We start from the raw sequence: 22,602 nt of genomic DNA on the forward strand, positions 1-22,602 counted from the left end.
TTTTAACGGCATATTCCATTCTGATCTTGTTTGAGGCCGATGCGTCGCGCATCGGGCGATTGTTATGGCTTTTACTCGTATTGACCTGCGCGGCGGTGCGTTCCGCAGCGTTCTCGGATTCACTTGGTCGCACTGGAAAGCGCAGCCGCTGCGCATCAGCGTCATTCTCGGCATGGTTCTCCTGTCGACGCTCGCCGACGTCCTGACGCCGCTCTATTCGGGCCGGCTCGTGGACGCCGTCGTTTCCGGCGTGGCGACCGATCAGCTTGCCTGGGATGCGGCGCTAGCCGCCTTCTGGATGCTGATGGCGCTGTCGCTCGGCGCGATCATCCTCAGGCACTTCACCTTCCTGGGGGTCACCGATCTGACGCTCAAGATGATGACCGACATCGCGTCGGCTGCGTTTTATCGCATCCAGCGCTTCTCCACCGACTGGCATGCCAACAGCTTTGCCGGATCGACGGTGCGCAAGGTGACGCGCGGTATGTGGGCGCTCGATCTCTTGAACGACACCTTGCTCGTCGCCCTGTTTCCGTCCGTCGTGATGCTGGTCGGATCGACAATCCTGATGTCGTTCTACTGGCCGATGATGGGCGTCATCATCGGTATCGGGTCGATCGTCTTCATCCTGATGACGATCGTGCTGTCGCTCGGCTATGTGGCGCCGATGGCAAGCCTTGCCAACCGGTGGGACACCAAGCTCGGCGGGGCGCTCGCCGATGCCGTGAGCTGCAACATCGTCGTGAAGGGTTTTGGCGGCGAAAGCCGCGAGGACGCACGCCTTGCCAAGGTGCTCGCCAAATGGCGTGACCGCACGCGCCGCACCTGGATCCGCGGCACGACCAACGGCACGTCGCAGGGCGCCATGCTGCTTATCCTGCGCGCGGCGGTGATCGGTTTTGCGTTGTTCCTCTGGTCGAAGGGCCAGGCGACGGCCGGCGACATCACCTTCGTGCTTACCTCGTTCTTCATCCTGCAGGGTTACCTGCGTGAAGTCGGGCAGCACATCCGCAACCTGCAGCGCTCGATCAACGACATGGAAGAGCTTGTCGACATCCACGGCCAGTCGCTCGGCATCGACGATAAGGCGGATGCCAAGCCGATCCGGATCACCGACGGCCGCATCGAGTTCAAGGATGTGACGTTCCACTACGGTGCGCACCGCAAGCCGCTCTACGACCGGTTCTCGGTGACCATCCGGGAGGGCGAGCGTGTCGGTCTCGTCGGGCATTCCGGTTCGGGCAAGACGACCTTCGTCAAGCTGATCCAGCGCCTGCACGACCTGAAAGCCGGCGAGATCCGGATCGATGGTCAGGACATCGCGTCGGTGACGCAGACGTCGCTTCGCCAGCAGATCGCGATCGTCCAGCAGGAGCCGATCCTGTTCCATCGCTCTCTGTCGGAGAACATCGCCTACGCGCGGCCGAACGCCACGCAGAGCGAGATCGAGAAGGCGGCGAAGCTTGCAAGCGCCCACGACTTCATCACGGCGTTGCCGAAAGGCTACGGCACGCTGGTGGGCGAACGCGGCGTCAAGCTCTCGGGCGGCGAGCGTCAGCGCATCGCCATTGCCCGCGCGTTCCTCGCGGATGCGCCGATCCTGATCCTCGACGAGGCGACATCGAGCCTCGATTCGGAATCGGAGGTGCTGATCCAGCAGGCGATGGAGCGGCTGATGCTCGGCCGCACGACACTGGTGATCGCACACCGGCTGTCGACCGTCCGGGCGCTCGACCGTCTGCTGGTTTTCGACCACGGCCGGATCGCCGAGGAGGGTACGCACGACGCGCTGATCCGTCTCGACGGCGGCATCTACCGCGGTCTCTTTGAGCGCCAGGCGCTGGAACTGACCAAGGGGCTGGTGTTGAACGACCAGTAAGGCTTTGACGCCACTTGAAACGATCGCCGCGCCTGGCAAGGGCGCGGCGACTTTTTATGCCGCTCGGCTAAGCCAGCGATCGAGCCCGCGCGCCGCCGCACGGCCTGTGGCAAAGCAGGCGGTCAGCAGATAGCCCCCGGTCGGTGCTTCCCAGTCGATCATTTCGCCGGCGACGAAGGTGCCGGGCAGCGCCTTCAGCATGTAGTCGTCATCGATCGCGGACCAGGCGATGCCGCCGGCCGACGAGATGGCTTCGGCGATCGGGCGCGGGCGGACGAGCGGGATTGGCAGCGCCTTGATCAAGGCCGCAAGTTCCGGCGGCGGCAAGCGCGCGGCATCAGGCGAAACCTCACGCACCAGCGCCGCTTTCACCCCTTCGAGGCCAGCCCCCTTGCGCAGGCGATTGGAGAAGCTGGTCTTGCTGTCGAAGCGGCCAAGGTCTTTTGCCAATTTCTCGACGGAGCGCCCCGGGGTAAGGTCGACCACCAGGTTGGCCGTTTCGCCGCGCGACAGCCGGTCCCGAAGCGCGCTCGTGTGAGCATAAACGAGACTACCTTCGATGCCGGCTCTGCTGACGACGAATTCGCCCGGGACGGTGCCCGCTTCCGAGGTCGCGGTGACGCCCTTCAGTGCGGCGCCGGAGAAGCGATCGCGGAAGGTCTCGCTCCAGTCGACGTCGAAGCCGCAATTGGCGGGCTGGAACTTGGCGACAGACACGTCCCTGTGTTCCAGCCATGGTGTCCAGGCGGCATCGGATCCGAGGCGCGGATAGCTGGCGCCACCGAGCGCAAGCAGGGTCGCATCGGGGCTGACAAGCGCCTTGCCGTCGGGAGTATCGAACGCAAGCGCGTTGCCCTCAAAACCTGTCCAGCGGTGCCGCGTCAGGATGCGAACGCCGCGGCCTTCCAGCGATTTGAGCCAGGCGCGTAGCAGCGGGGAGGCCTTCATCACCTCTGGGAAGACGCGGCCCGAGGAACCGACGAAGGTCTCCGTGCCGAGCGTCTTTGCCCAACGCCTGATGTCATCCGGCGTGAACGCGTCCAGCGCCGCACGCAGCTGTGGCGAAGCATCGCCGAAGCGCTCGGCAAAGGTGGCATAGGGCTCGGAATGGGTGATGTTCAGACCCGACTTGCCGGCGAGCAGGAATTTGCGCGCCACCGTCGGCATGCTGTCATAGACGGTGACCGCGTGGCCGCGCTCGGACAGCACCTCGGCGGCCATCAAGCCGCTCGGTCCGCCGCCAATGACGGCGATGTTTTTTTGTCCCATGCGCTTTGCCCGGTCACAGATTTCGCTTCGGCGCACTCTTGGCCCGGCGGCGCGTGGCACGCAACCCCCGTCGGATGCGGCTATCGGCGATGGCCACCGTTGAGCTTCCTTTCCAGCCAAAGGCTGTAGCGAGAGCCGGTGAAGCAGATGGCGAAATAGACCAGCGCCGCGAAGATATAGGCCTCGCTGTAAAAGCCGAGCCAGGCGGGGTCGGTGGCCGAGGTCTTGGCGGCATTCAGCAGATCGTAGATGCCGATGACGGCCAGCAGCGAGGTGTTGAGCACGATGCCGATCGACAGGTTGACGATCGCCGGGATGACGGCCCGCAGCGCCTGCGGCAGCACCACCAGCCGGAGCATCTGGATCTGGCCAAGGCCAAGCGACAGGGCCGCCTCCTTCTGGCCCGCCGGGATCACTTGCAGGCCGGCGCGGATGATCTCGGCGAGATAGGCGGAGAAGAACAGCGTGACGCCGATCTGTGCGCGCAGCAGCTTGTCAATGGCCGCGCCGCTCGGCAGCGCCATCGGCACGATCAGCATCGCCACGTAGAGAACGGCGATCATCGGCACGCCGCGCAACACTTCGATGAAGGCGATGGCCAGGGACCGAACGATGCCCATGTCCGACTGGCGCGCAAGGGCCAGCAGCAGCGCAATCGGGAAGGCGAAGGCGAGGCCGACGATCGAGACGGTAAGGGTGATCGGCAGTCCGCCCCAATGATTGGTGGAGACCGGCTCCAGGCCTGCCGCGCCCGCCATCAGCAGCCAGATGCCGAGAAGCGCCAGCAGCCAGATCGGCACCAGGCGGAGGCTCCAGAAGCGGGGAAGGGCGGAGACCGTCAAAAGCGCAGCAATCAGGACGATCACCAGCATGGGGCGCCATTGCAGCGGCGGCGGGAAGAAGGCAAACAGCATGAACCGAAATTTGGCGCCGACAAAGGCCCAGCAGGCGCCAGCGCCTTCCGCGGCGCAATCGGCCGCCGTGCCGGTCCAGACGGCATCGATGACGGCCCAACGGACAAAGGGAAGAGCAAGCCAGAGGAGCGCGGCGAGCGTTGCCAGCGTGACGAGGCCATTGGCCCAGCCGCTGAAGAGGCCTTCGCGCCATCGGTGCCAGTCGGGTGCAACCGGCGGCGCAAGTTCGATCTGGCTCATCGTCCTTCTCCGCGCAGGACCACGCGCCGGTTGTAGAGATTCATCAGGGCCGAAACCGAGAGGCTGATGGTCAGGTAGACGCCGCCGATGAGGATGATCGCTTCGAGCGCCTGACCGGTGGTGTTGGCCGTGGTGTTGGCGACGCTGACGAGATCCGGATAGCCGATCGCGACCGCGAGGCTCGAGTTTTTCGTCAGGTCGAGAAAGCTCGAGATCATCAACGGTGTGATCACGCGAAGCGCCTGCGGCAGCACGACGAGGCGCATGATCTGCGCCGGTTTCAGCCCGAGCGCCCGGGCGGCTTCCCATTGTCCCGATGCCACCGATTGGATGCCGCTGCGCACGATCTCGGAGATCGAGGCGGAGGCATTGACGACGAGGCCGATCAGCAGGGCGGCGAATTCCGGCGTTAGCGACAGGCCGCCGCGAATGTTGAAGCCGCCCTTGGCGGGCACGTCGATCGAGGCGCTGAAGCCGAAGGATACGAGAGCGAAATAGAAGATTGCCAGCGCGCCCAGCACTGTTCCGGCGGCTTTCGGCAGATAGAACGTTGCGCCCGCGAGCAGGCGTCTGGAAATGACGAGTGCGGCGAAGACCGTCAGGAGCACCGCGGGCAGCCACACGGCGGCCGGCAGGCCGTCGACCGAAAGCGAGGGCAGGAAGACGCCGCGATTGCTGAGATAGACGCCGCCGAGGAACGTATAGGCGCCGCGCGGTGGCGGCAGCGCGCGGATGATCGCGCTCCAGAGAAACAGTTGCAGCAACAATGGTGTGTTGCGCAGAAGCTCGACATAGCCATGCACGAAGGTCGCGAGCAGCAGATTGCCCGAGAGCCTGATAATGCCGAGCGCGACACCGAGCACAGTTGCAAGCAGGCAGCCGACGAGTGCGACCTTGACCGTATTGGCGATGCCGGCGGCCAGCGCCCGGGCGTAGCTGTCGCCGGCTGCGTAAGGAAGGACACTTTCGCCAATCTCGAAATTGGCCTGATGGGAGAGGAAGGCAAAGCCCGGCGTCAGGCCCATGCGGTGCATGCTCTCGGCGGTGTTCTGGCCGAGAAACGCAAAGAGCAGCAGCACGCCGACAAAGAGCAGGCCTTGCTGCAACGGGAGCGGCCCGATCCACGACAAGAGACGCGAGACGGGTCCGGGCCCCGAAGGGCCCGGTTGGATGTGGCGTGTCATGGGAAATGCCATGGACCGGCTCAACGGAACGGCGGCGAATAGAGCAGGCCGCCTGCCGTCCAGGGCTGGTTGTAGCCGCGCTCGAAGTTGAGCGGCGTGCCCTTGCCAACGTTGCGCTCGAAGATCTGGCCGTAATTGCCGACGGTCTTGACGATGTTGTAGGCGAACTTCGGATCGAGACCGATGGCTTCGCCGAGCGACGGATCGACACCGAGGAAGCGCTTGATCGCTGGGTCTTCGCTCTTGAGGAAGGTATCGACATTGTCCTTGGTGATGCCGAACTCTTCCGCCTGGATCGTTGCGTAGACGGTCCAGTTGACGATTTCGAGCCACTGGTCGTCACCGGCGCGAATTGCCGGCGCCAAGGGCTCCTTCGACAGGCGCTCCGGAAGAAGCACGTAGTCGTCGGGCTTGGAGAGTTGGGTGCGCTTGGCGGCAAGGTCGGTCGCATCCTGGGTGAGCGCGTCGACACGGCCACTGTCGAGCGCCTTCAGGAATTCGCCGGTCTCCTCGATCGTGACCGGCGTGAAAGCCTTGCCGGTCTTGCGGAAGAAATCGGCGATGTTGAGTTCACCGGTCGTGCCGCTCTGGACGCCGATCGTCGCACCGTCGAGTTCCTCGCCCTTGGATACGCCGAGGTCCTTGCGCACCAGCAGGCCCTGGCCGTCGTAGAAGACGACGGGGCCGAAGTGGAAGCCAAGCTTGAAGGCGCGGCTCACCGTCTGGGTGACACCCGAAAGCAGAATGTCGAACTCGCCCGATTGCAGCGCCGGCAGACGCTGCTGCGGCGACGAATTGGTGAACTCGACTTTCTCGGCATCGTTGAAGACGGTGATGGCGATGGCGCGGCCGAAGTCGACGAAGAAGCCCTGCCAGCGGCCGTTGCTGTCGGGCGAGAAGAAGCCCGGTGTGGTGCCAACGCCGACCTTGATGACGCCGCGCGCCTTGATCTTGTCGAGCGTTTCGCCGGCAAGCGCCGAAGTGGCGATCAGGCCGGCAGCCAGCGCTGCCGTCGCGGCAAAGGCTTTTGTGAAAAGTTTTCGGTGAGTGGAAGTTCGCTGCATAAGGGTCCCCAAAGCCAAAGAATGTCATTTCGCCACCGGCCAGAGCCGCTTGAGGCGTGCTTAAAAATTAAATCTATAGAAATTATATAATAGGTATGATTGTGCGAAATAAGCGCGGGACCCGAAACAGATTTCGCCGCCTCGTTTTTGCCGGGAACGTTTTTGACAAGAGCTCATCGGTTGCTGGCGATGACCCCAGAAGGGGGCATTGCATTCGCCCTCGACCGATGACCGGCACGCTGCAGCGCAAAACTCCGGCTGCATATGCAGGCCTATGCCTCTTGTTGAGATCGGCGGAAGCTCCTAGGTTCCGCCCGTCGATTGGTTTATCTCCTTGGCGATGCAGCTTTTTGCGGGAAATTGGCGGGAACGGATGGGATGGGGCGCGCCGGTGTCGGTCGCCCTGCACCTCGTCGTCGCCCTTTTCCTTTTGTACGACCTGCCGTTCGAGCTGCCGAAGCCGCCGAAGGAGCAGACCGTCAACGTCGAGCTCGTTCCGCCGCCGGCAGAGGCGAAAGAGCCGAAGAAGGCCGAGCAGAAGCAGGCAGAGCAAAAGAAGGCGGCGCCGAAAAAGGGCGAAGAGAAGAAGGCTGAACAGCCAAAGCCGCAGCCCAAGCCTCAGCCCCAGCCGAAGGCAGACCCGAAGCCGCAACCCAAGCCGGCGCAGCAAATGCCGCAATCCTTCGCCTCGGCGATGGCCAAGACAAAGCAGGACAACAAGGAGGCAGAGCTTCCGCCGGCTGCGCGCGAGACGGAGAAAAAGACCGAGGCTTCCGAGCCGGCAAAGGCCGTGGACGACAAGGCAAAGCCGGCGGATAAGCCGGCAACGGCGCCTTCGGCCGAGAAAAAAGAACCGGTCAAGGAGCCGAAGCCCCCGTCAACGCTTGCCGTGCCTGCGAGATCCACTGACAGCGCCACGCAGAAGGCGGATGAAAAGCCTGCGGCGACGGTGGCCGAAGCCAAGCCTGAACCAAAAGAAACGCCTGACGCCAAGCCCCAGACGGCCAAGTCGGAAGGGACCACAAAGACCAAGCCGGCCGATGCTGCGGCAAAGGTCGACCTCAAGCCCGTTCCGAGCAAGTTGACCGAAGCAAAAGAACTTTATTCTGCAAAGTCGATTGCCGACCCGCGGGTCAAGCAGGCCCTGATCAACCTGCCGGTCAAGAGGCGGATCCTGCAACTGTGCAATCTCGAGGCCCTGGAACAGATCCGCAGCCAACGGCCGGATACCCCGCCCGAAGGGTTGGTGCCATTCGGACCGAAGGGCGGCTTCATCGCCAGAAACCGTATGGACGCCAGCGGTGGGGCCTACCAGAACAAATCGAATTGGTACGACGTCGACTTCAATTGCGTCGTCAATGAAGATGCGACCGAAGTGACCTCCTTCAGCATAGCGATCGGTGGCGAGGTGCCGAAAGCAGCCTGGAAGGAGCGACGGCTTCCGGGGAATTGATCCTTGCGTCGTGGGTAGAGGGGTGTGTGGTCGCCGACCGAGCCCCCTACGCTCGCTGTGTGCAGCGCCCGCCGTGACCCCGGTCGCCGCGCTGCGCTGAGAAACACTTTGCCTGCCGGACCTAATGAGCCCGGCAGGCGCAGGTGCGAGTTGCCACTCCCGCACCAAGCTGATGCGTTTGTTGTTACTCCGCCGGTTGAAGAACCCGCTCGCGATAGACAGACACCAGCGAGGTTCCGAGCAGCGCCGACACCGCGGCGAACAGGAACACGCCGGCCGGTCCCTGCAGTTCGACGAGCAGGCCACCGAGGATTGCGCCGGTGGAAATGGCGATCTGGAAGGTGGTGAGCGTGGCAGCGCCCGCACCTTCGGCCTCATCGCCGGCAGCCCGGCTCAGGAACGACTGGACGCTGACCGGCAGCGCGCCGAAGGCAAAACCCCAGACGGCGGTGGCCGCGATAGCGACGGCTGGCAGGGCACCGGCGAGCCCCAGAATCAACGTGGTGGCGGCGACGCCGGCCGCCGCCGACATCATCGCAAGGCGTGTGCTGCGTTCGGCTAGAAAGCCGCCGGCAATGTTGCCGAAGAAGCCGCCGACGCCGAAGGCGAGCAGGATGGCGGTGATCGCCTCGACGCCGAACTGCGGCACCTGCTCGAGGAACGGCCGAACGTAGGTGAAGCCGGCGAAGTGACCTGTGACGACCAGCAGGATGGTGGCAAGGCCGAGCCGGATCGCGGGACGCTTCAATACGTTGAGGATGGTATTGAGGCCGGTGGTCCCCCTCGGCGGCAGGCGCGGAACGGTCAGCGCCTGGACGATGAAGGTGACGATGCCGACGGCGGCGGCAAGCAGGAAGGCGTAGCGCCAGCCGAGCGTCGCGCCGATCCAGGCGCCGACCGGGGCCGCGCAGACGGTCGCGATCGAAACGCCGGACATCACGATCGCCATGGCGCGCGGCATCAGCCGGCCTGGAACGAGCCGCATGGCAAGCGCCAGCGACAGGGCCCAGAAACCGCCAAGACCAATGCCGAGCAGGAAGCGCGCGACAAGCAGCATCGGAAGGCTGGATGCGAAGCCGGCGATCAGGCTGGAAATGATGAGAAGCGCCGTCAATGTGAGCAGCACGTTGCGGCGGTCGAAGCGACCGGTGTAGACGACGATCGCCGGGCCGGCGATGGCGGCAACCACCGCCGTGGTCGTCACCGATTGTCCGGCCGCGCCGACGGTAACGCCGAGATCGGCCGACATCGGCGTCAGCAGGCTTGCCGGCAGAAATTCCGCCGTGACCAGGCCGAAAACGCCGAGCGCCAGGGATACGACCGCCGCCCATAGCGGCTTTTCTTGTTCATCCGCCTCGCCCGTGGGCCTTGCGACGATGCCATCCATAATTTCTATCTCCATTGCAGGTGAGATGAAAATATGCATGGCTTACTGGAGTTTCTATGCTAGAAAATCCAAAACACTGTGCCGTTTGTCCAAAGCTGGAGTGACCCATGACCGATGCGCTGACCGACATCCTGCGCGGCCTGAGGTTAGACGGAGTAGAATATGGGCGTTGTCAGCCCTGTGCGCCATGGGCAACCGCCTATCCGGCGCAGGAACCAGCGCGTTTTCACTTTCTCGCGTCCGGTTCGGCCCATCTCCAGAGCCCCGATGGCGCCTGGGTCGAGTTGACGCCCGGCGATGCCGTGCTCTTGCCGCGTGGCGACGCGCATGTGCTTGCCAGCAAGCCCGGCCTGCCGACGATCTCGATCCACGACTTGCCGAAACGGCAGCTTTGCGACGGCATCGTCGACGTGCAATGCCCCAATTCCGATACCCAGAACCTGCTGTTCTTCGCGGTGATGCAGTTCAACGTCGACCGGCTGCACCCGCTCCTGCAGCTCATGCCGTCGGTCATGCGCACCAGCGACCTGGCCTCAAACGAGCCGTCGATCCCGTCGCTGCTCGATACCATGACGCGCGAGGCGGCGATGCAGCGCGTCGGCTCCGGCGGCATCCTGGCGCGGCTTGCCGACGTGCTGACCGCGACGATCATCCGCGCCTGGGTGGAGCACGGCTGCGGCACATCGACCGGCTGGCTTGCCGCCGTGCGTCATCCGGAGGTCGGCCGGGTGCTCGCCGCCATCCATCTCGACCCGACGAAGGACTGGACGGTGCCGGAACTCGCAAAGCTCATGGGCGCGTCGCGCTCGGGTTTCGCCCAGCGCTTCGCCGATACCGTCGGCGAGACGCCGGCGCGCTACGTGGCACGGATGCGCATGCACCAGGCGCATCAGTGGCTGCGTGAAGGAAAGCGCGTCGCCCATGTCGCCAACCGTCTCGGCTATGATTCCGAGGCGTCCTTCAGCCGCGCCTTCCGCAAGATCATGGGCGCGCCGCCAAGCCATTCGCGCAGCCCGATGCCGGCGCCCGAGCAGATCGCTTCGTGACCGGCGAGGCCATCAGCCGCTAGAACTTGATGGCGAGATCGGCCCGCACGCCATGATCGTGTGTGGTCGAGGCGAGTTGCCCCTGATAGGAGATGCCAAGCGTTGCCGTCGGTGAAACGGCAAAGTCGAAACCGGCCTCGATGAGGGCGCTGTCGCGCGCGATCGGTGTGCCGGCGACGGAAAAGGCGTCGCTGCCGGAAAACGCCTGGGAAACCGCCGGCGTGACGTCGCCATACGCGTGTCGCCAACCGATGACGCCTCGGGCGGTCGCTTTTGCCGTTCCAAGGTCGAAATCGGTCGCCAGCCGCAGGCCGATAGTGGTGAAGGTCATGTCGTCGGAGCCGCCGCGTACGGATAGGGCCGCTGCGCCGCCCTTCTCTGTGAAGCTGTCGGTCTGCACGTTGACATAGGCGAGATTGGCAAAGGGCTCGAAGGAAAGACTGCCCGCCTGCATGCCATAGCCGAGTTCGCCGAACACCTGCGTGGTGCCCGCGCGGTAGTCGGCGGTCACGCTGTCGACCAGCGCCGGCGAGATCACATTGCGGCTGCTGTCGATATCGCTCCACGTATAGGCAAGGCCCGATCGGAACAACAGGGCGCCCCACTCCGTGCCGCCATAGACGCCGAGATGATAGTTGTCGCCGGAGGCGGACGAACGGCGGTCGTCCACCTTGAAGCTCGACGAACTGTAGCCGGCGAGGAAGCCGAGTCTCCAGTCATCGTTGACGAGGCCGTCGAGGCCGGCGACGAAGCCGCCGGTGGAACGCGATAGCGCGGCGGCGTTGCCGTCACCATCCGTGTGGCCCCAGGTGCCGAAGGCCGAGCCCCAGGCGCCCGACTGTGCCTCCTTCGCAATCGACCCTGTCGTGAGATCATCCGCTGCCACGATCGGCAAAGCCTTCGCGCCGACGGTCTCGAAGGCGGAGCGCAGCCGGTCGTTCATCTGGTTGCCGATGACCTGGCTGTTTTCGATCAGGCCGGTCACGGTCGAGCCGTAGACTTCGCCGGGCAGCTGGCCGAAAAGATCGGAGGCGGTAGCGGCGTCAAGGGTCACCGCGAAATCATGCAGGGATCGGCCGATGCCAAGATGCTCGATTGCGGCAGCGGTTGCCGCAGCGTTGCGGGTGGTTGCTACATCCGCAAAGGCCACGCCGTTGCGGGCGACGTCGAGATAGACGGTGGTCGGGTCGTAGGCCAGTGAGAGATCGAGAAACGCGTAGCAGCCGCAATCGTCCTCGAAACGTCCGCTGACGCCGCCCGCTGCGGAAAGGATGGTATGGCGGCCATCACCCCGGTAGTTTTCTGGCCTGACCCTGACATCCACCATGCCGGCGATGTCCGCCGTGCCGGTGACATCCAGCCGGCTGCTCCCGTCGGGGGCGTCGAGATTGACGAGGAACCAGGCGTCGCTTGACTGGCGATAGTTGCCGTTCACGGTCAGAGCGCCGCCTTGCCCGGCCCATCCGGGATAGATCGCACCGCCATTGTCGATGTTGCCGTGGATGATGCCGTCGCCCGAAAGCGTGCCGGTTTTATCGACAACGGTGTTGGAGGCGATGCTGCCGGAAAGTGCCAGAATGCCGCCATCGATGCGCGTATCGCCGCCATATGTGCTGTTCCCGTGCAGCATCAGCACGCCATCGCCTGATTTGATCAGGCCACCTTGTCCTGTGATGTCGTTCGACCAACTGCTCTGCCCGTCGGGGACGTCAGCGTGAAAATCGCCCCAGTCGAACTTGCCCGGGCCACGCACCGCTCTGCCGGCGCTGACGAGGCCGTAGCCGAAGATTGCGTCAACACCCGGATCACCGGAGTCGGTCGCAGTCCCCAGCAAGACCTGCCGCACCTGCTGCATTGTCATGTAAGGGAAAGCCTGCGCAACCAAGGCTGCCGTGCCCGCGACGAAAGGGGCCGCAAGCGACGTGCCGGTTTCTCTGACGTAGCTGCCGCCGGGCGTTGCAACCATGATGTTGTTCTCCGGGGCGGCCCATACCCATTCGCCTTTTTCCTCGTCCCATCGCTCAACATCGTCACCCCCAGGTGCTGCAAGGCACCAATCCATGCTGACGCCGCACCGGTTCGACCAATTGGCTATGCGCGAGGGGCCGGTCGCAACGACGGCCAGAAAGCCTGGTTCCAATTCCGGAAACAGGTAGGGCGCGCCTGCCAACAACGAGGACTCTGTTCCGCCCGCATTACCGCTTGCGAAGATCAGTAGCGCGCCCTGGGATACCGCATAGCGATAGGTGGCGAGATTGCCCGGCATTTCTGCTTCAAACTGTTTAGCAGTCAATTCGCCTGCGAACCCACCGCCATAGCTGTTGTTGATGATCCGCACGCCCTGATTTACCAGCGTCCGAATGCCATAATTGGTCGCATCGAAATCGACATAGCCGGGCCTGTCCGACGCCCCCACGGCGACGATGGTTGCGCCAGGGGCAATGCCATGCATGCCGACCCCGTCGCGATTGGCGGCAATGACAGAGGTAACCATGGTGCCGTGGCCCTCGGCGATCGAATTCCACGGCTTGTCCGGGTCGAATGTTATGCCTTCCACATAGCGCCCGACAAACTCGGGATGGGTGATGTCGAGGCCGCTATCGACCACGCCAACCTTGATGCCGCTGCCGTCGAGGCCAAGCATGTAGGCATATTCGGCATGGATCGCCCTTAGCCCCCACTGTGCCTTGAACTCCGGCGTGCGCCACGTTTCCGGATCTCGCGGATCGCCAGCGCCTTGCCCAAGCGCCAAGGAGGGCAGGGCCGTCGATAACATGAGGGCGGCAAGACGGGTGATCGTGCGGCAGTTCTTTTTCAAAGCAGGTCCCCAACGCCCGCCAGCGTGGCGCATCCGTGGCGCAGGGCATTGAAAGAAAACGGAGATTCACGGCGTGGGCACGCGCAAGTTAGCGGCGTGCCGCGCCCCAAGAAATACGGCAGTTGCCGTATTTCAGTCGTCCAGTCGACCGATTGTCCAGCCGCGCTTCCCGTCCGCTGCTAACGATGAGGATCATCACTTGACTGCGCCGCCGTGCGGCTCATGACGACTTTGCCAACGATGGAACCGCTCTCCACCAACTGATGTCCTTCTTCGAGGGCTTCGGCGGAAAAGGGCGACAGGCAACGCGTCATCGTCGAGCGCAGGATGCCTGCATCGGTGAGTGCCGCGACCTCGTTCAGGATGCGATGCTGCCCGATGAGATCGGCAGTGCCATAGAGCGGGCGGGTGAACACCATTTCCCAGTGCAGCGAAAGGCTCTTGGCCTTGAGCGGTGCGGCATCGAGGCTGTCGTGATCGTCGATCACACCGATCTTTCCATGCGGCTCGATGATCTCGATCAGCTCGGCAAAGTGCTGCGCGGTGTGCGTCAACGAGGCGACATAGCGCACCGGTGGCGCTTCCAACGCTTCCACCTGCTGTGGCAACGGCCGGCGATGGTCGAGGACATGATGTGCGCCCATCTGCAGGCACCAGTCTCGGCTTTCCTCGCGCGACGCGGTCGCAATCACCGTCAGGCCGGTCAGTCTGCGGGCGAGTTGCGTCAGCACGGAGCCGACCCCGCCGGCACCGCCGACGATCAGGAGTGCGCCGCCATCGAACGATTTGGTCGCCGGCACGGCGAACCGATCGAACAGGAGCTGCCAGGCGGTAAGGCCCGTCAGGGGAAGGGCCGCCGCCTGTGCAAAGGAAAGCGAGCGCGGCTTGCTGCCCACCATGCGTTCATCAACGAGATTGAGCTCGGCGTTGGCGCCTGAGCGTGTGAAGGTGCCGGCATAAAACACCGCATCGCCCGGTTTGAACAAACGCGCCTCTGTGCCGACGGCGACCACGGTTCCCGCCGCGTCCCAGCCAAGTGTCACGACACCGTTCGGAACGGCAACAGGGCCCGCCCGCACCTTGGTATCGACCGGGTTGATCGAAACGGCCTCGATACGGACGAGCAGGTCGCGAGGGCCTGGCACCGGTGTCGGCAGTTCGATCTCTTGGAATAAGGGCGCGGCTTGGTTTTCAGGGGCTGTTTGAAACGAGATGGCTTTCATGGATCCTGTCCGTCACTTGCAATCCTGCCCAACGTCGCCATTACCTGCCATCTTCGCAAGTACGGTAAATTTCCGTATATAGTTCCCGAAAGGGAACTATCATGGCTGACAAGCACTATCGCAACATTCCGGGATGCCCTGTCGAGGTCACGCTGGATCTCATCGACGGCCGATGGAAGGGCGTCGTCCTGCATCATCTGCTCTCGGCCGAATACCTGCGCTTCAATGAGCTGCAGCGGCGCATGCCGGGGATCACCCAGCGGCTCCTGACCAAGCAATTGCGCGAACTTGAGGCAGCCGGTCTTGTGGATCGGACCGTCTATGCCGAGGTGCCGCCGCGGGTGGAGTACCGTGTCACGGCCGAAGGCGAGAGCCTGCGTTCGTTGATTGCGCTTGCGGAAGAATGGGGCAGGGGACGAATGGCGCGGCGCGCCGACGTCAAATAGCTGTTCACCGAAGGACGAGGGGCGGCGGCTGCATCCACCGCCCCTTTTTCTTGGCTATTGCGCCGGCTGGCTCTCGGCCGGTAGCACCGCCGCCGGAGATCCGGCGGCGGGCTGCACGGTGCTTTCGGCCGGCGGGACCGGTGAGCGCGTTCGCAGCGTTTCGGCGCGATGGCGGCCGACCGAGACCCAGAACAGCGCGACGAGCGCTGCGACCGTCACGGTGACGGTGACGTAGCGGATCCAGGTCGGGGCGTGGCCGCCGGGGTCGATGTGCTTCTCGTCGATCTCGCGCTTGCGGGTGATCGCGGCCGAGTAGAAGACGATAGTCGAGATCACGAAGATCAGCGACCAGCGCGTCTGCTCACCATCGGAACCGATCAACGCCACCAGGCTGTAGATCGCCGCGGCCAGGCCGATGATCACATACCAGTTGTACGTGCTTGCCGGCATCTTCTTGTAGCCGAGCACCTTGATGGAGATCGCCGAGTAGATGTAGGGCAGCAGCGTCATGATCACGGCGATCGAGGCGATCTTGCCGAACTGCTCGCTGGCCGTCGGCGACATCGTTGCAAAGACCTGAACCGTCATGATGACCGCGACGATCGCAAGGCCGGCCGAGGGAACGCCCTTGGAATTGACCTTGGCGAAGATCGAGCCGAAGAGCCCGTCATCGGCCGCGGCCTTGGCGGTCTGCCCGACGAGCAGCGTCCAGCCGGCAAGCGAGCCCAGGCAACCGAGGGCTGCGCAGATCGCGACGACGGCACCGGCCGTATCGCCGAGCGCCAGGCGCGCGGCATCGGCAAAGGGCGCCGAGGAGGCGATCAGCTCCTTGTTCGGGATCATGCCCATGATGACGGTCGACGATAGGATATAGGCGACGGCGGCGAGGATGACGCCGCCGACGGTCGCGATCGGCACGTTGCGCTGCGGGTCACGCACGACGCCCGCCGAGACCGACGCGCTCTCGACCCCAATGAAGGCCCACAGGGTGAAGTTCAGCGTCGCCATGATCGCCGCCCAGCTGTCCTTGCCCGACACGTTCCACCCTTCGGAGAAGGTCGCCGGCGAGAACCAGAACCAGCCGAAGATCGCCATGCCGAGGATCGGCACCAGGGCGAAGGAAGTGGTGAAGGACTGCAGCCTGCCGACGACGTTCGGCCCAAGGATGTTGGCGTAGGTGAAGAACCAGATCAGCGCCACCTGCGCCAGCGCAGACACGAGAGGATCGCGCAGCATCGGGAAGAAGGCGGTGAGGTAACCGAGACCGGCGACCGCCAGGCCGACATTCCCGACGACATTGGCGAGCCAGTAGATAAGGTTCGTCTGGTAGCCCATGTAGTCGCCGAAGGCCTTGCGCGTATAGGCGTAGGGCCCGCCGGCGGCGGGGTCGATCGCCGCCAGCTTGGCGAAGGTCAGGGCCAGCGCAATCGCGCCGGCAATGGTGATCAGCCATCCGAAGACGGCGATGGACCCGACCGCGGCGAGGTTCGCCGGCAGCATGAAGACGCCCGAGCCCATCATGTTGCCCGCGACCATCAGGGTCGCGGGAACGAGCCCGATCTTGGCGGAGTCCGCCACACCCGACGATGTGGCCTTGGATGCGCTATCGACAGCAGCCATGTTCGTTGCTCCCAGGGCCGGTTCAACGGGTCAGGACATAGACGCGGTAAAGGCCGTTCTCGACCTCGACCCCGTGCGTGTCATGGGTAAAGCCCGGGAACCGGAGGTCGTAGGCCTCGAGCGCCTTGAGATAACCGAGGACCGGACCATCGGCGGGGCCGGCGTTTTCGCCCGGCATCAGCAGCGGAATGCCCGGCGGATAGGGCACGACGCCGGTCGCGACGGTCCGGCCGGCCAGATGGTCGAGCGTCACCTGTTCCACCTCGCCGCGCACCAGCCGCTCATAGGCGCGCACCGGGCTCAGGTCCGGATGCGGCAGCACGGAGAAGCCGGCCGCCATGGAGGCCGTGGTCTTCAACTGGTCCATCGCCGAGAACATCGTGTCGGCAAGATCCTTGAGGCCCATGCCGGCGTAGCGCTCCGGGTGGTCCTCGATCAGCGACGGGATCGCCACTTCGAGGGTGAGGTTGGCGTCGTAGTCGCGCTTGAAGTCGCAAAGCGCGCTGACGAGCGAGCCCCACTTGCCCTTGGTGATGCCGAGCGAGAAAAGGAACAGGATGGTAAAGTCGGTCGTCTTCTCGACGACGATGCCCCGGGCATCGAGATAGGCGGTGACGAGGCTCGCGGGGATGCCGACCGGCATCAGCCCGCCGCCGGGCGCAACACCCGGCGTGACGATCGAGACCTTGATCGGGTCGAGCATGCAATAACCGTCCTCGATCTCGCCGAAGCCGTGCCATGCGGCTCCCGGCTTCAGCACCCAGCAGGACGGATCGGTCGCAAGCGATTCCGGCGAGGCTTCGTGGAAGGGGCTGGTGCGGCCGGTCTTCGGGTCGCGCACCGTGTCCGGCTGCCAGCAATCGAAGAACCAGTCACCGCGCTCGGCCGCGTCGTTGGCGAGCCGCGACATCATCAGGCGGAAGGAGACCGCTTCCTCGATCGATTCATTGGTGAGCGCCGCTCCGCCGGGGCCGTCCATCATCGCAGCCGAAACGTCGTTCGAGGCGATGATCGCGTAGTTTGGCGAGGTCGAGGCGTGCATCATGAACGTCTCGTTGAAGATGCCATGCGGGATCGGCTTCCTTCCGTCGCGCACGTGGATGAAGGAGGCCTGCGAAAGGGCGGCCAAAAGCTTGTGCGTCGACTGGGTGGCAAAGACCGTCGGCTTGTCGGCCGTATGCGCCTTCGGATCGCCGTGCATGGCGTGGCGGTCGCGATAGATCGGGTTGAAGCGGGCGTAGCCGTACCAGGCTTCGTCGAAATGCAGCCGGTCGACGCTGGCGCCGAGCAGTTCCTCGACGCGGGTGACGTTGTAGCAAAGACCGTCATAGGTCGAGTTGGTGATGATCGCGTGCTTCGGCTCCTTGTCCGAGAGGTCGGCGGCAAGCGGGTTCTGGTCGATCGCCTTGCGGATCGCCACCGCCGTCAGCCGTTCCGGCGGAATCGGGCCGATGATGCCGTAGTGGTTCCGGGTCGGCACCAGATAGGTCGGCACGGCGCCCGACATGGTCATCGCGTGTTCGGCCGACTTGTGGCAATTGCGGTCGCAGAGCGCGATCTGGTCGCGGCTGACGCTCGCCATCAGGATGACGCGGTTGGATGTCGAGGAGCCGTTGGTGACGTGGTAGCTGCGGTGCGAGCCGAAGACGCGGGCGGCATATTTTTCGCTGGCGCCGATCGGCCCGGAATGGTCGAGCAGCGACCCAAGTTCGCCGACCGAAATCGACAGGTCCGAGCGCAGCAGCGGTTCGCCGAAGAACTCGAAGAAGGCGCGGCCGGGCGGGGACTTGAGGAATCCGGTACCACCGGTGTGTCCTGGCGTATGCCAGGAATACTCGTGCACCTGTGAGAACTGGGCGAGCGCCTTGAACATCGGCGGCAGCACGGTGGAACGATAGCGCTCGATTGCCGCCTGGATGCGCCCGCCGACGAAGTCCATCGTGTCTTCGAGCATCCAGACGAAATCGTCGACCTTCGCCATGATGTCGGCAGGCACCGACGAGGCGACGCTGCGGTCGGCAAGGAGCAGCAGTGGAACGGTGCCGTTGCGCTTACGCAGCGCCTCGACGACTTCGATCGATTGTTCATGACCGTCCGGTCCGAGGTCCCAGTCGACCAGCACGCATTGGAGAGCGGGATCGGACCTGATCACGGCGATACCGTCGTCAGCGCTTTCGGCGGTCACCACCTCGATCTGGCGGCGCTCGAGTTCCGCGATCAGCGAGCGAACGGCGCGGCCGGCAGCACTTTCCTCGCTGATCTCGTCGTCAAGAACGAGTGCTTTCATGCCGAGGCGGCGGTGACCCCTGTTTGACGTGCTCATATCCAATCCTCTCCATAGTTTGGTGCTAGGTGCGGGTGGGGGTATTTCGAAGTGTCAGCTGGTGGATCGCTCCTTCCTTTCGACCGACAGGTAAACGGGCAGCGCCACGAGCAGCAGCAGCAGGCACCAGAGGCCCGCCTGAGGTCCGCTGCCGTAGACCGTCCAAAGGGAAAAGAAGAAGGCGACCAGCGCATAGGGCCTGTAGGGGCCAATGCGGATGCCGGCCCACTCCGCGTCGCGCGGACGCGCGAGCGCCAGGAAAAGCGCGCCCTCGACGAGGCTGCAGAAGACGTAAGGCACCATGGCCGCCGTGGTCGAAAGATCGACGGCGAAGCGATAAACAGCCATCAGCCCGGAGACGCCCGAGGTCTGCAGCACCAGCAGTGCCGAGGCGAGCAGCATCGACACGACGATGCCCCACTGAGGGACGCCGCGGCTCGACAGGCGGCCGAAAACCGGCGGGAACAGGCCGTCGCGCGCCGCCGCCATTGGCACCTGCGCCATCAGTAGCGTCCAGCCGTTGAGCGCGCCGATCGACGAAAGCACGACCGCGGCCGCTACCAGCGTGCTCCCCCACCAGCCCCACATCATGAAGGCCGCATCGGAAAAGGGGGCGGCGGAACGGGCAAGCGCTTCGCGTGGAACCGTGCCCATCACGACGAGCGTGCCGAGAATGAAAACCAGGCCGCAGCAGAGCGTGCCGAGGATCGTCGCCCGCGGGATCGTGCGTTTCGGGTCGTCGACATCGCCGGCCGGCACGGTTGCCGACTCGATACCAAGGAAGGCGAACATCGTCAGTGGGGCGGTGGCGGAGATCAGGCCCAGGACGGAGAGGCCGCTGGGATTGACGGGCGTCAGGTTCTGCGGCTCGATCCAGAAGAGGCCGAACAGCGCGATGGCGATGAAGGGAACGAGCTTCAGCCCGACGGTCACCACCTGAAAACGGCCGGCGCTCTTGACGCCGAACATGTTGATGGCAGCGACCAGCCACATGGCGGCAAGCGAAACCGCGGTGAACCCGCCTGGCACATGCTGAAGGTTCGGGAAAAAGACGCCGAGATATCCGGCGAAGGCCATGGCGATCGCCGGCAGCGAAGCCCAGATCGATATCCAGTAGGCCCAGGCGACGAGAAAGCCGGCGAACGGTCCGAAAGCCATGCGGCTGTAGGCGTAGGGGCCACCGGTCGCGGGCCTGACGCTGGCAAGCCGGGCAAAGACCAGTCCGAGGCACATGGCGGCAATGGCCATGCCGACCCAGCCGACGAGTGCGGCGGCGCCATAAGGGGCGAGCGCTGCAGGCGACAGGTAGAAACCGGAGCCGATGATATTGCCGACGACAAGCGCCGAGCAGGCCCAGATGCCGAGGCTCGGGCGGGCGCCCGTCCCTGCGGACGTCATTTGCGGAGAATTGCTGGCGGTTGCATCAAGCGGCTTCATCATCGAGTGCCGTCGTTCCAAATGCCAAGGACGAGGCGAACTTATGAACTGTTTCTTATGGTTGCAACTGCTTTATTTCACTCCACTATCAGTCGCCGCATGCGCCGACGCGGTGCTTCTGCAAGATCGGTTTTGACCGCCGCTCGTGACGAGCCTTCGCGATCGCTGGCGTTGCAGGCTTCTCATGAAACTATTCCATTTTTGCGATGCCGTTTTGCCGCCGGGGGATGTAGGTTGCCCTGCGACGAAATGCCTGCTTCGCGAACAGGCCGATGGACGGGAAAACGACGAAAAAATGACGAATATCAAGCGCTTGCGCCTTCGAGATCTTGGTTTCCGGCCAGGAGTCTACGAGCCGGGTCCGCTCAACGCGATCACCGATGTCCCGGGCGTTGCCGTCGGCCAGGCCACCGTTGTCGACGCGGACCACATCCGCACCGGGGCGACCGCCATCCTGCCGCATGACGGCAACCTCTTTCAGGACAAGGTGCCGGCCGGCTTCGCCGTGCTCAACGGCTTCGGCAAGTTTGCGGGTTCCACCCAGATCGACGAACTTGGCGAGCTGGAAACGCCCGTCGTTCTCACCAACACGCTGGCGACGGGGCGGGCTATCGAGGCGGTCAATCGCTGGACTCTGGCGCAGCCGGACAACGAGAAGGTCGTGTCGCTGAACGCGGTCGTCGGCGAGACAAACGATTCCCGCCTCAACGACATCCGCGCCAGCCGCCCGACGGTCGACGAGATCGGCGCTGCCCTGGCCGCTGCGAAGACCGGTGCCGTCGAAGAGGGGGCTGTCGGTGCCGGAACCGGCACGGTGGCCTTCGGGCTGAAGGGCGGCATCGGCACGAGTTCGCGTCTTGTGAAGGCGGCCGGCTCGGTCTTTACGCTCGGCGTGCTCGTCCAATCCAATTATGGCGGCCGGCTCACCGTCTGCGGCCGTGCCTACGATGCGCCGGCGGCACACGACCGGGACGGCTCGATCGTCATCGTGGTTGCAACCGATGCGCCGCTGTCTGCCCGCAATCTCAAGCGCCTGGCCGAACGCGCCTTCGGCGGTCTCGCCCGCACCGGGGCGGCACTCAGCAACGGTTCCGGCGACTATGCGCTTGCCTTCTCGACTGCGGCTAGCGTGCGCCGCACCAAGGCGCGGCGAGCCGCGATTGCCGACTATCCGGACCTTCCGAACGACCTGATGTCGCCGCTCTTTGAAGCCGCGATCGAGACGACTGAGGAGGCGATCCTCAATTCTCTGACGATGGCGTGCACGACGCACGGCTTCAACGCCGCGAACGGCAAGCCGAGCACGGTCGAGGCGATCTCGCTCGAACGGCTTCGCGCGCTCAACGAAAACTGATTTTGCGCACTTTGGATCGCGCCCGGTGTTGCGATCCATGCGCTTCTGCCAAACCAATTCCTACGGAGCCCCCATGTCCCAGCCGTCCATCCGCACCGTCTATCTCAACGGCGAGTTCTTGCCGGAGAACGAAGCGCGCCTCTCGATCTTCGACCGCGGCTTCCTCTTCGGCGATGGCATCTACGAGGTTACCGCCGTGCTCGAGGGCAAGCTGATCGACAGCGCCTCGCATATGGCGCGCCTGGAGCGCTGCGCGCGTGAAATCGATGTGCCGTTGCCGGTATCGACCGACGAGATCGTCGGGATCGAAAAGCGGCTGATCGAAGAAAACGGCCTTGTCGAAGGCATGGTCTATCTGCAGCTTACCCGGGGCGCCGAGGACCGGAACTTTCTGTTCTCAGAGGATATCAAGCCGACGCTGGTGCTCTTCACCCAGGCAAAGACGCTGGTGACTGCCACCACCAAGGGGTTGTCGGTCAAGACCGTGCCCGACCAGCGCTGGGCGCGCCGCGACATCAAGAGCGTGTGCCTGTTGCCGCAGGTGATCGCCAAGCGGATCGCCAAGGCCGAAGGCTGCGATGAGGCCTGGATGATCGAGGACGGGTTCGTGACCGAAGGCGCATCGTCGACCGCCTACATCGTGACTGCGGACAACCGCATCGTCACGCGCGGCAACAGTCAAAAGACGCTGCCCGGCTGCACCAGGCTCGCGGCTCTGGCGCTCGCCGCCGAACAGGGAATGACGCTGGAAGAACGCCCCTTCACGCTCGAAGAGGCGCTCAACGCTCGCGAAGCGTGCCTGACCAGCGCTTCGAATTTCGTTGCTCCGATCACCCGCATCGACGGCAAGCCTGTCGGTAGCGGTGAGCCAGGCCCGGTGGTCAGGCGCCTGCGCGAACTCTATTTGGAGCACGCGCGGCGAACGGCGATCTAGCTCGACCGTGC

Annotated in this window: 16 protein-coding genes; 6 read left to right on the forward strand and 10 right to left on the reverse strand. The window is 64.3% G+C overall.

Features of this window, described 5'->3' with window-relative positions; all coding sequences use genetic code 11:
* Positions 1 to 64 precede the first annotated feature (64 nt).
* Positions 65 to 1,879 carry an ABC transporter ATP-binding protein gene (locus ACIQUG_RS11865; RefSeq protein WP_043624374.1) on the forward strand — a complete coding sequence of 605 codons (1,815 nt, stop codon included), beginning with the start codon at positions 65 to 67 and terminating at the stop codon, positions 1,877 to 1,879.
* 54 nt (positions 1,880 to 1,933) lie between these two features.
* Here the strand turns inward: ACIQUG_RS11865 and ACIQUG_RS11870 are convergent, their stop codons facing one another.
* From ACIQUG_RS11870 to ACIQUG_RS11885, 4 genes are all read right to left on the reverse strand, one after another.
* Entirely contained in the window at positions 1,934 to 3,148 is a 1,215-nt protein-coding gene (locus ACIQUG_RS11870; protein WP_402321448.1) for a TIGR03862 family flavoprotein, read from the reverse strand.
* Positions 3,149 to 3,228: 80 nt separating this feature from the next.
* Positions 3,229 to 4,302 (reverse strand): amino acid ABC transporter permease, encoded by a 1,074-nt coding sequence (locus tag ACIQUG_RS11875; RefSeq protein ID WP_402321451.1) that lies wholly within the window; start codon positions 4,300 to 4,302, stop codon positions 3,229 to 3,231.
* The gene (locus ACIQUG_RS11880) at positions 4,299 to 5,486 is read right to left on the reverse strand and encodes an amino acid ABC transporter permease (RefSeq protein WP_402321454.1); all 1,188 of its coding nucleotides are present in this window, start codon (positions 5,484 to 5,486) and stop codon (positions 4,299 to 4,301) included. The genes ACIQUG_RS11875 and ACIQUG_RS11880 overlap by 4 nt, the downstream gene beginning before the upstream one ends.
* Before the next feature lie 20 nt (positions 5,487 to 5,506).
* Positions 5,507 to 6,550, reverse strand: a complete 1,044-nt coding sequence (locus tag ACIQUG_RS11885; RefSeq protein ID WP_402321457.1) for an amino acid ABC transporter substrate-binding protein — start codon at positions 6,548 to 6,550, stop codon at positions 5,507 to 5,509.
* 373 nt (positions 6,551 to 6,923) lie between these two features.
* Here ACIQUG_RS11885 and ACIQUG_RS11890 point away from each other — a divergent pair, with 373 nt between their 5' ends.
* Entirely contained in the window at positions 6,924 to 8,003 is a 1,080-nt protein-coding gene (locus tag ACIQUG_RS11890; protein WP_402321460.1) for a DUF930 domain-containing protein, read from the forward strand.
* 184 nt (positions 8,004 to 8,187) lie between these two features.
* Here ACIQUG_RS11890 and ACIQUG_RS11895 read toward each other — a convergent pair whose 3' ends face one another.
* The gene (locus ACIQUG_RS11895) at positions 8,188 to 9,390 is read right to left on the reverse strand and encodes an MFS transporter (RefSeq protein ID WP_402321462.1); all 1,203 of its coding nucleotides are present in this window, start codon (positions 9,388 to 9,390) and stop codon (positions 8,188 to 8,190) included.
* 107 nt (positions 9,391 to 9,497) lie between these two features.
* Here ACIQUG_RS11895 and ACIQUG_RS11900 point away from each other — a divergent pair, with 107 nt between their 5' ends.
* A complete protein-coding gene (locus ACIQUG_RS11900; protein ID WP_402321465.1) occupies positions 9,498 to 10,436 on the forward strand; it encodes an AraC family transcriptional regulator in 939 nt (312 codons plus the stop codon).
* 19 nt (positions 10,437 to 10,455) lie between these two features.
* On the opposite strand, the gene ACIQUG_RS11905 is transcribed toward ACIQUG_RS11900, so the two are convergent.
* Together ACIQUG_RS11905 and ACIQUG_RS11910 are read right to left on the reverse strand one after the other, a co-directional pair.
* The gene (locus tag ACIQUG_RS11905) at positions 10,456 to 13,254 is read right to left on the reverse strand and encodes an autotransporter domain-containing protein (RefSeq protein ID WP_402321468.1); all 2,799 of its coding nucleotides are present in this window, start codon (positions 13,252 to 13,254) and stop codon (positions 10,456 to 10,458) included.
* A 179-nt stretch (positions 13,255 to 13,433) separates the two neighbouring features.
* The gene (locus tag ACIQUG_RS11910; RefSeq protein ID WP_402321471.1) at positions 13,434 to 14,477 is read right to left on the reverse strand and encodes a zinc-binding alcohol dehydrogenase family protein; all 1,044 of its coding nucleotides are present in this window, start codon (positions 14,475 to 14,477) and stop codon (positions 13,434 to 13,436) included.
* A gap of 101 nt (positions 14,478 to 14,578) precedes the next feature.
* On the opposite strand from ACIQUG_RS11910, the gene ACIQUG_RS11915 reads away from it, so the two are divergent.
* A complete protein-coding gene (locus ACIQUG_RS11915; protein WP_402321474.1) occupies positions 14,579 to 14,923 on the forward strand; it encodes a winged helix-turn-helix transcriptional regulator in 345 nt (114 codons plus the stop codon).
* A 54-nt stretch (positions 14,924 to 14,977) separates the two neighbouring features.
* Here ACIQUG_RS11915 and adiC read toward each other — a convergent pair whose 3' ends face one another.
* From adiC to ACIQUG_RS11930, 3 genes are read right to left on the reverse strand one after another with little or no spacing between them, the layout of a single operon-like run.
* A complete protein-coding gene (adiC, locus tag ACIQUG_RS11920; protein WP_402321477.1) occupies positions 14,978 to 16,543 on the reverse strand; it encodes an arginine/agmatine antiporter in 1,566 nt (521 codons plus the stop codon).
* Between the two features lie 22 nt (positions 16,544 to 16,565).
* Positions 16,566 to 18,866 carry an Orn/Lys/Arg decarboxylase N-terminal domain-containing protein gene (locus tag ACIQUG_RS11925; protein ID WP_402321480.1) on the reverse strand — a complete coding sequence of 767 codons (2,301 nt, stop codon included), beginning with the start codon at positions 18,864 to 18,866 and terminating at the stop codon, positions 16,566 to 16,568.
* 54 nt (positions 18,867 to 18,920) lie between these two features.
* The gene (locus tag ACIQUG_RS11930) at positions 18,921 to 20,264 is read right to left on the reverse strand and encodes an amino acid permease (RefSeq protein WP_402321483.1); all 1,344 of its coding nucleotides are present in this window, start codon (positions 20,262 to 20,264) and stop codon (positions 18,921 to 18,923) included.
* Positions 20,265 to 20,598: 334 nt separating this feature from the next.
* Between ACIQUG_RS11930 and ACIQUG_RS11935 the strand changes: the two genes are divergently transcribed.
* Together ACIQUG_RS11935 and ACIQUG_RS11940 are read left to right on the forward strand one after the other, a co-directional pair.
* Positions 20,599 to 21,657 carry a P1 family peptidase gene (locus tag ACIQUG_RS11935; protein ID WP_402321486.1) on the forward strand — a complete coding sequence of 353 codons (1,059 nt, stop codon included), beginning with the start codon at positions 20,599 to 20,601 and terminating at the stop codon, positions 21,655 to 21,657.
* A 73-nt stretch (positions 21,658 to 21,730) separates the two neighbouring features.
* Entirely contained in the window at positions 21,731 to 22,591 is an 861-nt protein-coding gene (locus ACIQUG_RS11940; protein ID WP_402321489.1) for a D-amino-acid transaminase, read from the forward strand.
* Positions 22,592 to 22,602 lie beyond the last annotated feature (11 nt).

Source organism: Ensifer sp. NPDC090286 (genome assembly GCF_044769565.1).
Lineage (GTDB): Bacteria > Pseudomonadota > Alphaproteobacteria > Rhizobiales > Rhizobiaceae > Ensifer.